At 32.0% G+C, this 14,507-nt stretch carries 7 protein-coding genes; 4 read left to right on the top strand and 3 right to left on the bottom strand.

Going from position 1 to position 14,507, the window contains the following annotated elements; translation table 11 throughout:
- Nucleotides 1-52: 52 nt before the first annotated feature.
- The 4 genes from C4S76_RS02265 (at nucleotide 53) to C4S76_RS02250 (ending at nucleotide 8,050) form a co-directional block, all read left to right on the top strand.
- A complete protein-coding gene (locus C4S76_RS02265; RefSeq protein ID WP_105192347.1) occupies nucleotides 53-1,009 on the top strand; it encodes a DUF6268 family outer membrane beta-barrel protein in 957 nt (318 codons plus the stop codon).
- Between the two features lie 90 nt (nucleotides 1,010-1,099).
- Entirely contained in the window at nucleotides 1,100-2,494 is a 1,395-nt protein-coding gene (locus C4S76_RS02260; protein WP_181044033.1) for a serine hydrolase, read from the top strand.
- A gap of 533 nt (nucleotides 2,495-3,027) precedes the next feature.
- Nucleotides 3,028-3,231, top strand: a complete 204-nt coding sequence (locus C4S76_RS12170) for a histidine kinase (RefSeq protein WP_146105665.1) — start codon at nucleotides 3,028-3,030, stop codon at nucleotides 3,229-3,231.
- Nucleotides 3,232-4,192: 961 nt separating this feature from the next.
- A complete protein-coding gene (locus C4S76_RS02250; RefSeq protein ID WP_181044032.1) occupies nucleotides 4,193-8,050 on the top strand; it encodes a DUF3883 domain-containing protein in 3,858 nt (1,285 codons plus the stop codon).
- An 11-nt stretch (nucleotides 8,051-8,061) separates the two neighbouring features.
- Here the strand turns inward: C4S76_RS02250 and C4S76_RS02245 are convergent, their stop codons facing one another.
- The 3 genes from C4S76_RS02245 to C4S76_RS02235 are packed head-to-tail and all read right to left on the bottom strand — an operon-like array spanning nucleotide 8,062 to nucleotide 14,504.
- Nucleotides 8,062-11,340 carry a type I restriction endonuclease subunit R gene (locus C4S76_RS02245; RefSeq protein ID WP_221404972.1) on the bottom strand — a complete coding sequence of 1,093 codons (3,279 nt, stop codon included), beginning with the start codon at nucleotides 11,338-11,340 and terminating at the stop codon, nucleotides 8,062-8,064.
- Between the two features lie 12 nt (nucleotides 11,341-11,352).
- Nucleotides 11,353-12,612: a restriction endonuclease subunit S gene (locus C4S76_RS02240; RefSeq protein WP_105192257.1), complete on the bottom strand. Its 1,260-nt coding sequence runs from the start codon at nucleotides 12,610-12,612 to the stop codon at nucleotides 11,353-11,355.
- On the bottom strand, nucleotides 12,609-14,504 hold the full coding sequence (locus tag C4S76_RS02235; protein ID WP_105192255.1) for a type I restriction-modification system subunit M: 1,896 nt from the start codon (nucleotides 14,502-14,504) through the stop codon (nucleotides 12,609-12,611). The genes C4S76_RS02240 and C4S76_RS02235 overlap by 4 nt, the downstream gene beginning before the upstream one ends.
- Nucleotides 14,505-14,507 lie beyond the last annotated feature (3 nt).

Raw genomic sequence — 14,507 nt, 5'->3', positions numbered from 1 at the left:
TCTGCTATCTCTTATTGTCTACTTTCGTTTCTATAATCATGAAAAAACAATTATGGAATACAAATTAATGAATATAGTAACGATCAGCTTTTTTATCATAATATTTGGAAATAATGGATACGCACAGATAGAGATAAAATCAGAATACATTACATCATCAAAATTTAAAGATGCCGACGGAAATAAATTAGGAGGAAAGGGTGATTTAAAAACAATTGATGGAAGTGTACAGGTACCAATATCCATCAAAATGAATGAAAATAATAAGCCTAAAGCGTGGGCTGTTGCATTAAGTGGTACTTATGCTTCTTTAGGAAACGAAAATTTATCAAAAATTTATTCTGAATCTGAAATTCTTAATGCTCAAGTGGGATTAATTCATATACGACCATTAAACGATAAATGGTCAATGATGGCTTTGTTGGGTGTAGGCATATTTACATCTGACTTAGATAAAATATCAGGAAAAGCAATTTTAGGACAGGGTGGAGTCTTATTTATCCGTCATGCCAAACAGAATCTAGATTGGGGTGTGGGTGTTGCTCTAAATAATGCTTTGGGTTATCCAATGATATTTCCCTCATTTTATCTAGATTGGAGGTTAGACGGTAAATATCAATTCAATTTGTCTATGTACAATTCATTTAAAGTCGGTGTTGCTACACAGTTTAATGACAAGTTTAAATTAGGATTAATTGGAGAATTTAAAGGGTTGATGTCTGCTGTAAATAAGGATGGTAAAGATATGTATTTTGTTACTCAATATGGATATCTAGGATTGCAACCTGAATTTTTGCTAGGTAAATCTCTATCAATTCCTATAACAATAGGAGTAAGTATGTCGCGTGAAGTGTACTATAAGGATAGGACTATCAAAGCTTTTTTTGATGATGATAAGTCTATTTCTTATGATAATAATGGATTTAATAAAATAGAATCTGATAAACATCCTAGCTTTGGTGTCTCTGCCTATGGCTCTATTGGATTGAAATATAAATTCCAAAGATAAATTGATATATATAATCTGCTTGATATGACAAGAAATATGAGAGTGTATCTAAATTTATTATTTCTAATAATTAGCTTACCTAGCAATTACATGTCGGCTCAGAATAAGAAATTTGACAGCATAGCAAGTAAACTACAAGACTCTTACAATTCCGGTAATTACGATACATTTCAGAATTCATTCTCTAATGAGATGAAACAAGTATTAACCTTATATATTACAAATCAATTTTTATCATACCTTAAAAACAACTGTGGTAATATCATCAGTAGACAATTAGTAAAACAATCGGGAAATGGTTCTAATGCATTCTATAAAATAACTTTTGAGAGAAAAAAGCTTGTTCTGATGTTAACAATCAATGAAGAAGATAAAATAGAAGAGTTTCTTTTCAAACCCTATAATATATCTAGATCAAACCCTAAGTCCTATGAAAAGAGTGCATTAAAGAATCTACCTCAAAAACAGATTAATGCAATTGTAGAACAGACTAAAGACTTTCCTAACAATACTCAGCTAGCTATTGCTTTTATAAAAGATGGAGCTACTAGCTTTTATGGTATTGTAAAATCAAATAACACATTAAAAGAAATAGAAAACAAAAATGCGGTTTTTGAAATAGGTTCTATATCTAAAGTATTTACAGCAACTCTTTTAGCAAATGCAGTTATAGCAAATAAGATCAAATTAGACGATAATATTAGCAAGTACTATAATTTTCCGTTCAAGGATAATATAGAGCTTAGTTTCAAAAGTTTATCTAATCATACATCGGGTTTATCTGCATTGCCTTCAAATTTAAATGCTCTAAATTATTTAAAGTTAAGTACAAAAGAAAATTTTGTTAATCCATACAAAGAATATAATAAAAATGATTTGTACTCCTATCTTCAAAAAGATTTAGATTCTATTCAATTGTCTCATAAACAATATAAATATTCAAACTTAGGTGTTGGTATACTAGGGTATACATTAAGTTTAGTTGAAGGAGAAAATCTAGAAGACCTATTTGAAGAAAAAATTTTCGAAAAATATGAAATGACAAGTTCGTTCACAAATATAAGTAAAGTCAAAGAAGGTTTAGTCTGTGGGTTAGATGATAATGGAAACACAATTAAAAACTGGGAGTGGAATTCCGATGTATTATTAGGTGCAGGAGGTATTTTGTCAACAACAAATGATTTATCTAAATTTGCAAAAGCCCAATTTGATAGTACCAATGTGGAATTGGCTTTAACAAGGACTCCTACTTTCACCTTAAATGAAAGAATCGAGGTGGCATTGGGATGGCATATTATCAAATCAGAAGATAATAAAGAGTTATATTGGCATAATGGAGCAACTGGAGGTTATTCTTCTTCTATGGTTTTAGATATAGCTCATAAGTGTGGAGTGATTATCTTATCGAATGTCTCAGGATACAACTTACATAGAGATAATATTGACAACTTAAGTTTTATACTTTTGAATTTTTTGGAAGAGTAATATATGCAAAAAAAGAAAGTACACAATCCGAAATATCGGTTACTGTTAGACTCTAAATTTAGATTAGGGAGACATGTTATACTTATTATTTCAATTGGAATTATTTTTTTGATTCATGTTTATCTAGTATACAAAGAGCAAACAGAAACTGTAAATACTTTAGGCATTACATTTGGTTACATTCTAATTAGCCTATTAATCATGTATTTAAATATATATTGGCTCATTCCATAACTACTATTAATGGAAAATATATCTCCAATATATTATAAACCTCTCTCGTTCTTATATTTTTTATTTTAGGTATAGATATTTGTGTAGAATACAATGTGCATCAATATTATGAGATTCCTTTCGGTCAATTTTCATTCTTTTCGCAAGGACATTATAAGTTTTTGGATTTACTTTCTAATTTCTTTCTATTCACGCTATATTTTGTAAGTATTACTTCTATTATCATCTACAAACGTTGGCTATTAAGGGCCCAAACGTTAGAACAACTGAAAACAAAGCAGTTGCAAACAAATTTGAGTATGTTGAAAAACAGAGTAAGTGCTAAATTTCTTCTAGACAAGTTAAATAAAGTAGCAGAATATTGTAAGACATCCCCTACTAAGGTTTCAACAATACTGTTTCAATTGAGTCGAGTACTTAGATATCAACTCTATGACTGTACAAGAGATATTGTATTGTTAAATTCCAAAATAAAATTTTTAAATGACTATTTGACATTATAAAAAATCTGTTTGTTTACATTTTTAAGTTCATACAATTAATTCTTCTAAGTTTGAGATTATCAACGATCTGAAAAAAATAACCACAGCATATTTATTAATCATTAAAACAAATGCTTAAGGATGATTTTTCAACCTTATAATTATTTGAACTCTTGTCTACGCCATCTAAGGTCACAAACCACGAAATGCAACCAGCCTATGAAAACTATATCATAGAAACAACATCTCTCAATCAATCCGAAACTGATTTCCAAACAATCTTTTGGATATTGAACATTACTCACATAAAGTTTAAAACATTACCGGCACAAATTTTATGCAAGCAGGGGGAAATGCGTTAAAAAATCTCTATTGCTGCCCTATTGCTTTCGAAAAGAGTTTTCTACAGAATGGAAAAACTGCATACCTCTATCTAATCTTAGATAATTTTTTTTAATATTTAATTTCCATTTTAGTATTATATACTACCAATAGGTAAAAATTCTCATAACCCGTTTAATCAAACAAAAGCACTTTACTTGTAATGATTTGGATTTTGTGCAATTTTGTAAAACAAAAAAGCCAACAATCTTTATTTAAGATTATTAGCTTCTATTGTAGCGGTATGGACGGTAGATGAACTAATTATTCATTCCGTTCATAACCAATATTTTATGTATCCTGAAAATTTAACGTACCACGATTTAGACAACGAAGTTTTTTCGTTAAATTTCAACGTAATGCATTGTTTCAATGAGCTTTGTTTACAAATATAGTGAGTCCTTTTCAAAAAAACAGTACCCGAACCTGATTTTAACAGTTTAAAATGTTAATTTTATACCATACGGATCTCAAGTTAGACTCCCTAATTTGCAAAAATAAAGTATTTATTTTAATTGAATTATATTTATTATTTTTTTCGAATAATGGAATTCTAATATTATTTTTGGAGAATCCATTTCAACGCAAACCAATGTCTATCATGGAAAAAAAATTTATAGAAAACTTATTTAATGAAAAAGCTAAAAATGATAGTAACTCCGAAGATTTAGCTAATACATTAAATATTCTTTCAAAAACAGTATTTGGAGATGTTAACCGATTTGTTTTTGAACTACTACAGAATGCGGATGATTCTCCAAATATTGACAATAGTTTAACACTTGATGTTGGATTTCATTTATTTGATAGACATTTATTATTCTATCATAATGGAACCCACTTTTCAGAGTTAGATATCAAAAGCATATCAAAAGTTGGAAGTCTAGATAGTCAAAAAGATAAAAGAAGTGATAAAACTGGATATAAAGGCATTGGCTTTAAATCTGTATTTAGAACATCAGATTGCGTTCATATCATATCGAATAAATACAAATTTAAGTTTGATAAAAACTTTTCTTTATGGACAAATGATAAATCTTATCCTTGGCAAGTTATACCTATCTGGCATGAAGAAATTCCCAGCCCCATAAATCAATATATCAATACAGAAAATGTAAATACGATTTTAGAAATTAATGATAAAAACGAAATTTATAATGAAATAATATCTGTTTTTAAAGATTGCCAGATAATCTTATTTTTAAGAAATATAAATTCTATAAGTTTTAAAGTTGATGATACAGTCGAGTTTGTAATTACTAAGACAAAGATAAAAGAGAATGTATATAGTTTGTTTTATAATAATGAAGCTAAAAGTAATTGGTATATAGAAGATTTCTATGTTAAGATCCCTTTTGAAATAAAACAAAAAGTCTCCTTATTATCAGATGAAGAATGTCCAAGAAAACTAAAAGAAGCGGATATTTCCAAGTTAACTTTTGCTTCATGTTTAGATTCTGAGAACAAACTTTGTTCTCTTCAAAATACGATTGTTTACAATTATTTACCAACCAAAGTTTGTTTTGACTTTCCTTTTATCGTTAATGGAGATTTTATTACCAACGCTGAAAGAACTCAATTATTAATAAATGAATGGAATAAATTCTTACTTTACCAGCTTGCTAAACTTCAATTTGATTTACTAATAAAATTAAATAAAACTCCATGCAAATATGATATATTACAATTGTTAATTACTCGTATATCCACTCAGAGTAAATTTTATGAGTCTTTTAATATGGGGATTTCTGAGGCTGTCAAAGAAAAAAACTTTATTCCAGACATAACAAACAGTAATCTGATAAAAGCTCAAGATGCCTTAATTGATTCCTTAGAATATTCTTCACATTTCCCAACAGAACATATAACCCCGTTGTTTGGAGTGAATTACAAGATTGCGAATAGGGGTCTTCTTTACTCTGAAAAATTAATAGATATAGGTTCACGAATTTTTGGAAAAGATAATTATAAATTACTAATCGAATCAAAAGCCTTTCAGCAAAGATGCCTATTAGACAAAAAATATAATATCCAAGTTATAGTTTTTTTATCATCTAAAATTACCGAAGACATCTCCCTTAAAAAACAGAAATTTATTTTAGATAATAACGGGAACTTACAGGCACCAGAGAATTTATATTTCCCAAAAAAAGAATATTCTTCTCAACTGTCATTTGCCTCTCTTTTATTTATTGATCAAGATGTTTATTTTCAGTTGAAAAATAATTCTTTCATAATAAACTGGTTAGAATCTTTGGACGTAAAATATCCAAATGAAATTGAGATTCTGCGAAAATCAATTTTTCAACTAATATCTCAAGATCTAATTACTGAAGTTATAAGTACCGAGGTAACACGGTTTATATTTAAATTATACAAATCAGAAGAATTAACAGATAATGATTATAAGCAGCTACGAAAAATCAAATTTCTAACAAATAATGGAATGCAAAAAGCTGAAGAATGCTACTTACCTGATAGATATAATCCAGCTTTGAAAATAGAAACCCTTGTTTCGACACAAAACTATATAAAAACAGACTATATTAATAATGAATCAGAGATTGATAAATGGAGATCATTTTTTCTCAAGCTAAATGTGAAAGACAGTATAAAAATTATTTCATATGAGAGAACGGAAAGAACTAAATTAATTTCATATAATGATAGTGCTGAAGCTTATTTAGAATGGATAGATAAAAATGGCTATTATGAAAATATTTATTATAATTATCGGAATACAGGGCAACATGCAGTCTCCAATTTCAGGTTTATATTCTTTCTTGAAAATTTAAGAAACTATGAGTTTGCAACTCTATTTTGGGAAATATTATTAAAAGACTGGAATATCTTTAATCCTAGTGATACAATAACAACTTATCATTATCGTGGAGGGCAAAAACCAATACCTGATTATTTATTTTATTTTATAAGAAATAATCAATCTATACCTGCTACAGATGGTAAATGTTACAAGTCGACAGATATTTATGCGCCTAGATTCAAAGATATTATTGGGAATAGATACCCTGTGGCAAATTTTAAAGATTCCTCGTTAACCAAAGAAAAAAGTAATTATTTAGGATTAAAACAGTTCTTAGATATTGACGATTGTATTGGTCTATTAGAAATTCTTAGTTATGAAGATATTAACAATGAAAACAAAGAACAAATTTTTCATATATATGATGAAATTATAAAATCTTATAAAGAAGGAAACAGTATCAATCGGGACATATCTAATCTAAAATTGTTAACCCTAAACAATCAGTTTAAAATTTTAGACTCATTACACCACTTTGATGTTGATTCCTTAACCCCTCCTGTGAATTCTGACTATTTTATTCAATTTTCAGATAAAATTAAAATAAAGGATAAGGGTATATTGTGTCAAGCACTTAATATTCCAATAATAAAATATGATGATCTTACATTTGAATACATATCTCCAATTGAAGAAGAATCTTTAAAAAAGAAATTAAGAGATATTATCCCTTATTTAAGTATAGTTCTTTCTCACAAGAACTCTGTATTAGTAGATGAGCAAATAAATGCACTACATAAAGTAATAATAAATACAACAGTATATACGACAGAAGAAATGTCTCTTTGTTATAAAACAGAAGAAGACATAATATATGAATCTGCTATTACAATATGGCACAAAAATTCGTCTTTTTACTTCACTGGAAATTGGAAAAGCCCTCTTAATATGTACTCTTTATCATCCTTATTATGTGGTTATTTCAATATAGAGAATATTGAAAAGGAGTTAAGCCTATTTTTACAAATATCTATATCTGAGATTAAATCTTGGTTATTAGAAAGAGGATATAATATAGATGAAGACGTAATAAAACTAGATAGTCATATTTTAGATTTGACTGATGTTGATGAACATGATAAGGGCAATTATAATGAGAATTCTGATCTCGAAATAAATACTGAAAATATAGTAAGTCATGAAACATTTATCCCTGAAGTACAAGCTAAAGAGGCGAATGTGGAAAATATAAGGGTTGAAACTATTATTCCTGAAATGATTAACTATAAAGAAATGACTAGTCCTTCTCAAAGTATTCATGATGAAGCTAAAATAGATGTTGGGAAGTGGAGTGAAGAATATATATATAGTTATCTACAATCTCAAAATACATATTCTTCCATAACTTGGCTAAATGAATTGATGGAAAGTTCTTTACCGTATGATTTTATTGTTGTTGAAAATGAAATTGAAATATTTATAGAAGTAAAAGGGACTACTTCAACAAGCAAAACAGAATTTTATATGACTAGAAATGAATGGGCATTTATGTTTGATAAAGGTGAAAACTATAAAATATATAGATTAATGAATGTTGGGAAAAAAGAAAATGTAACACTTAAAATTATAGAAGATCCTTCTTCCTATATTATAAAGGGAGACTTAATCTCTAATAATATAAGCTTGCATATATAAGTTTGAAAAAATTACGCTCCAAGCATCATTACCCCTTGAACCGATTTAGCTAAAATGCAATTATAAATTTCCGATTTTTTTGTCGAAAATATATTCCGGTCGTAAGAGTCTGGCAAATAACTATCAAGAGTATTGCCAATTAAATCCTTTACTTTTTCTTGTTGAGCACTATCTTTATACCATTCATTAATAAGCAATGTCCGATGATTTTCTTTTAACTTAATCAGAAGTTGCTTGGCTGCAAGTTTTACCTTTTGAGTTTCTTCTTTGGTTAGGTTGTCTTTTTTCAGCAAATCGAATATTTCAAGTTCTTCTTCTGACAAACCTTCTCTTACAGCTCTATGTTGCTCTTCCGATAAAGAAGCTTGATATTTAAGTAACTCTTCGAAAAACTCTTCGTTTTCGTAACTCCCTGCATTATATTTATCAATGATATTTTGAAGTTTGGTAGCAAAGTCTGTTCTTGTACTATTTTCGCTAAGCATTTTGCTTAACTTATCTTCTAAGAAATTTCTAAGGTCATCAATCTCGATATTCTTATACTTTGATTGTTTAAATTCCTCCTTTAGCTTCTCTATGTCAAGTTTACTAAGGTCTATTTCTCGATATGCTTTTATTCCGTAATTGACAGTTGGTTCTGAAAGAAAACCTTGCTTGTCCAATGGCTTTTCAGTTACAATGCTTTCGTCCAATAGTTTTTTGAAACGATGCCTTGCCCTGTCAATATTTATATCGTCTTTGTTATTCTCTACTATATTTCTTAAATAATGGATCACTTCTGCCAAGACAAATTCTTGCTTTCTTTTCAATATTTCAGGACGGCAGGCATCATATAAAGAACTGATAGCATTATCATATACTTTAAACTGTTCTCTACCGTTTTTTATACCGATTATCTTATCTGCAAATTTGTAAAAATCTTCTACCTGATTGAATACTTTATCCTGCTGCAATATAGAGTTAAGATTTATATCATAACTTTTGCACCAATCAACGCATTCGTCGATACTCTTTTGCAGTAGATCGAATAAAACCTCTCCTTTTTTTACTGGGCTTTCCGAATCATCGTCAAAAGAAGTATCCTCTTCTGTTGGGGTATTGCCTCCATAAGTAGACATCGCTTTCTTTAATCTGCCAAAAACGTTGCAATAGTCAATAACCAAGCCACTTCTTTTAGGTTTTCCGTCTATCTCATAGTCCGTAATGCGGTTTACACGAGCAATAGTTTGCATTAACGTATGATCTTTCATCGGTTTATCCAAATATAAAACCGATGCAGTAGGGACATCGAAGCCTGTAAGCCATTTACTGCAAACGAAAACGAGACGAAATTTTGAATCGGGATTTTTGAAAATATCTTCCAAATCCTGACCTTCATCGTCTACTGTATTCATTTTTATTCTGTGAGGCTTTATGTCAAGACCTTCTTTTGCGAATTTTTCCTCTTCGCCTGCTTCCTCACTAACAACGACAGCCATTTCTGTCTCTCGCATCCACTGTCGTCTTTTTATCAAATCATCTTGTTCTGCTCCTGTAGCCGAAGCTATTTCGCGATTTATGTTTTTAAGCTCTTCCTGCCAATGTTTTGATACGAAGTCATAAAGACGTACCGCAGTAAACTTATCGACTGCTACAACCATCCCTTTGCCCAAATATCCCCTGCGAGGGAAATGATAAGCTATATCTTTTGCTATTTCATCCAAACGGTCGGGATTGCGTAAAACAGTAAGCTCGTTCCCGTACTCTCGTTCCAAACGTGCACTGTCTTGTTCGCTCAGATTTTCGTCCTCTATTATTTCCAAAAAATCTTCGCTCAACGTTGCATTTGCTTGTTGCATCTGAGGAAGGCGTTTGCGATAAAAAATCGGAACTGTAGCATCATCTTCTACCGCTTGTTGAAAGTTATATTCCGAAACGTTATCTCCAAACCATTTGTTTGTTAGTTGCTTACTTCCAAATAAAGGTGTTCCCGTAAATGCCATAAATTGGGCATTGGGAAGACCTGTACGCATATTGTCGGCAAGGTCTTTATATTGGGTACGATGGGCTTCATCAATAAAGACAATAATATCGTTGCGGTCTGACAAGTTCGGATATTTTTTGCCTTTGTCGTATCTGAATTTCTGTATCAGTGTGAAAATACATTTAGTATTGGTAGTTAAAATTGACCGTAGAGCTGAACTATTAGCGGGGCGACAATTATCTTTTTCGCTAATAACTCCCGAACGCAAAAAGTTTTTGTATATCTGTTCGTCTAAGTCATCCCTGTCGGTAACGATAAGGAATGTATAATTGCCTTCGAATCGACGCATGATTTTTCGGGCAAGTAAGACCATACTGAAACTTTTTCCGCTTCCTTGCGTATGCCAGAATACCCCTAACTTGTTTAGTTCTTCGCTTTGAACTCCTTTTCTTATTTCTTCCCGCAAATAGGCAAAACGTTCTATCGCATTATTAACGCCTAAGAATTGATGGTTTTTTGCGCATATTTTAGCTACGTCGTTATAGAAGAAAACGAAATTGTCGATATAATCAATCAAGTTCTTGGGATGAAGTAAACCTCTGATTGCATAATCAAGGCTTCGTCCGTAGTTCTTGATGCGTTCTTTGTCAATTGATTGCTTTTCTTCACTGACACGCAACCAAGGAAAGAAAAACTCCCAAGATGCAAAAGTACTACCTATACGGGTCTTGCTGCCATTGCTCACTATCAGGAAAGCATTGTAAACAAAAAGGTCGGGAATGGCTTCCTTGTATCTTGTCAGATTGTCCGAATATCCTTGTTTTACGTCTATGTTGCTATTTTTTAGTTCAATAAGTACTAGTGGTAGACCATTGACATAAACGATAAGGTCGGGGCGAAGACGATATACTTCGCCTTGAATCCAAAGTTGAGATACTACCCAGAAATCATTTTCCTTGTAGTTGTTCCAGTCAATGACTTTAACATATCGGGGTTCGGTGCTACCATCGGGCAAATTTATGTCTACCTTAACTCCAAGTTTGAGGTCTCGCATCATGTCACGATTGACCTGAAACGGAGTTGTAAGTTTGTTGATAGAAGTCAACTTATCAAAAGCCTTTTGTAAGGCATCGTTGGGAATATCGGGATTCAATTGTTTGAGTTTATTCCATAGCAAGGGCTTTATAACCACTTCTCGCTCTGATATTCTACCTGTAGTGTCGTTGTGCAGACAGTCGATATGTCGATAGTTGATATCGGGATGGGAAAAGACCTCAATGGCTGCCTTTTCTATCTGATCTTCGGTTATAAAGTTGCGTATTCCCATGATATAGAAATTTTATGCTTTTACTTCGAGTTTTCCGCTAATAAGACGAGGCAAAAGACGATTGCGTATTTCTGTTAGTTCTTGGTTTTGTTTTCCTATCAACGCAATTTCTCGTTGAATAGGTAATACCTTATTTTCAAATTCTAATAATAAATTTTCTTTTGGTATAATAATTTCTTGAAATTTAAGAAAAGGTTCAAATTGATAATTACTTATTCCAGTGGATTGTAATTGAAAGGTTTCTATAAGACCTGTTTCATATAAATAATTAAGGAAATAGTATAGATACAAAGAACAATTATTCTCTGGTCTGATAAGTTTGCAAAAACTTGCAGGAATAACTTTCTCTCCATAAGTATTAAGAAGCTCATTTGTAATATAACAAGTACGTCCTAACAATTGTCCTTCACTGCCACCTGCTGCTTCAAATATGATATCGCCTTCGATTAATTCTCGAGATTTCACATTGCTTTGTTTGTGGAATCTATATATATCCTTATTAGGTATACCAAATTTAGCCTTTGGAATGTCAGTTCCCCTAATAACATAAGCTGGAATTTCGTAGATAGCACTTTTTTTGTCTTCTCCCCATCCTCCTCCAATTTGAAAAGGTATGGATTTACCAATATTTTCTACTTCCCATCCTTCAGGAATACCTTTATTAAACTTTGTATTTTGATAGTTAGGGAAACGCATTCTGACAAACCATTCTTTGTAAAGCTCGCGAGCCGATTGTTCTAACAATTCTATTCGTTTATTGTTTATCTCTATCAAGTCGTCATAAGCTGAAAGAATAGATGCAATGCGTTTTTGGTGGTTTATATCTTTGGGGACTATTATTTCTAATCTTTTCAGTGCTTTTAGGTCTGCTCTCTGTCTGCCCGAGGCTCCTGTCATACTAATAACTGCCGTATCTTTGACAAGATTAGATTGGCTTAGGTAATAAACAAATTCATTATCTGATACTTTTGATTTACCTCTAAAGACAAAAAATTCAGTAGAACCAATAGCAGCCTTTGTTTTGAGTCCTTTTATTTGAGCTATCTTCCCATTCTCTAAACAAGGTGTTATTCTTGCAAAAACGGTATCTCCATTCTGAAATTTTGAGTTACTCCCATTATATAACTTACCTTCTCTAGGATATAGAAATTTATAGCCAATATTAATATCCTCCATTTCGCAATTTTCTACTACCTCTCCTTTTTTGATAGAGATTTTAGGATTGCAATCTACAAATTCTCCAAAAGTAGTATGAGCCCAATTTTCTTTCATAGCCAAAGACTTTTAAGATTTTGTTCTATCAAAGTTTCTAATTCTTTGACTTTTTGGTTCAAGCTGTTCAAGGTATCGTGCCGCTCTTTTATTTCGTTTTTGAACTCCTCTTCGGTCATTCCATCTTCTTCAATCACGACCCCCACGTATCTGCCGGGATTCAAACTATAATCTTGTTCAGCTATCTCTTCCAATGTTGCAGCCTTACAAAGCCCTGTAACATCTTCGTATTCTCCATTGGAAAAACGTTCGGTAAGCCATGTATATTGATCTTCGAAATAATGTTGCTCGGCAAGCTTGTCTTTCCAAAGTTTTTCGGCTTGTTTCAGTAAACGATCTACTTCTTTCAGTTCTTTGGTTGTCTCTTTCGATACGATTGGGACTTCGGTCAATGCTTTTTCGTTTATTCTTTCAAAAGCTTTTGTTAATCGCTCTTTCTCTGTTAGTGCTTCATTATATATTTCATGAAGTTTATCTGCCTCGTTTGACAAGTCCAATATTTGTTGCTCATAATTAGCCAATAAATCAACCATATATTGCTTGTCCCCATAATAAAGATGACGAATACAAGCAATGTTTTGGATTTGTTCGGGCGTGAATTCCCGATGTGCCCTATCTACTTGACGAAATATGTTGCGGGCATCTATGAAAAGTATGCGTTTATCATCGGTGCGTGCTTTGTCAAAAAACCAAAGCGTAGCAGGCAATGTTACCGTATAGAACATATTTTTGGGTAAGGAGAGCATACAACTGACAATGCCGTCTTTTATCAATCGTTCACGTATATCGGCTTCGCTGTTTCGAGCGTCACTAGCTGAGTTTGCCATAACCAAAGCGGCTCTTCCTTTGGGCTTCAATGACGTTGCAAAAAGGTTTATCCAAAGATAGTTGGCATTGGGTACGGTTTCTTTATCTTCTTGTTCGTCTTTCTTGCCTTTCTTAGTTTTGTTTTGGGGCACTCCGTATTTGTTAAATCTTCGTTGCGATTTTACGCTGCTCAGTTTGACGTCATCTACATTGAAGGGAGGATTAGCCATTACGAAATCAAATTTCTCGAAACTGTCGTGTGGATCTTCATAATAGCTATTTGCTTGCACTACTTTGTTGTGTAGCCCATGCAAGAACATATTCATGCGAGCTATTTTTGTTGTTTCTTCTTCTTTTTCGCAACCGTAAACTTGTAAAGGTTCTATATCCTTCTTTTTGTTGTGTTCCCTCATACGATTTACGAACTCCGAACTCTGAACAAACATACCACCGCTACCGCAAGCAGGATCAAAAATTGTACCTCCGTAAGGTTCGATCATTTCTACCATAAGTTGTACTACACTGGTAGGAGTATAAAATTCTCCTCCTCCTTGTCCTTCTGCTAAAGCAAATTTACCAAGGAAAAATTCATATACCTTACCAAATATGTCTCCGTCAATTTCTTCTGGAATATCTTTCAGTATTTTCAATAAATCTTTGGCAAAAGTGAAATCTTCGTCTTTTTCCGATTTCAACTTCAAGTATTCATCTTTTGGAAGACAGCCCGCCAATTCAGGTCTGTGCTTCTCTATTTCTTCCATTGCCTCTTTTATGGCTTGGGGTATATTTTCAGTTGTAGGAAGAGACAGAAGATAGTCGTATCTTGATTTTTCGGGAAGGAAAAACCCGCAAATTCTCAATGCTATTTGCTCTATTGTTTTGGCGTTGCGAGAGTTTTTACTTTGCAGATATTCTTCCAATATTGCCGTTTCGTGCAATTTATATTTTATGGATGCAAAACGCAAAAATATTAATCCAAGCAACGGTGCTGAATATTGACTTGCCTTTAACGGGCTGTTGGCTCTCAGGTTGTCAGCAGCTTGCCAAAGTCTATCTTCTAAATCTTTTAGTTCTTGTTTATTCATCCA

Origin of the sequence: Apibacter adventoris (genome assembly GCF_002964965.1) — a bacterium.
Lineage (GTDB): Bacteria > Bacteroidota > Bacteroidia > Flavobacteriales > Weeksellaceae > Apibacter > Apibacter adventoris.
This window is presented reverse-complemented; position numbering and strand designations above follow the sequence as displayed.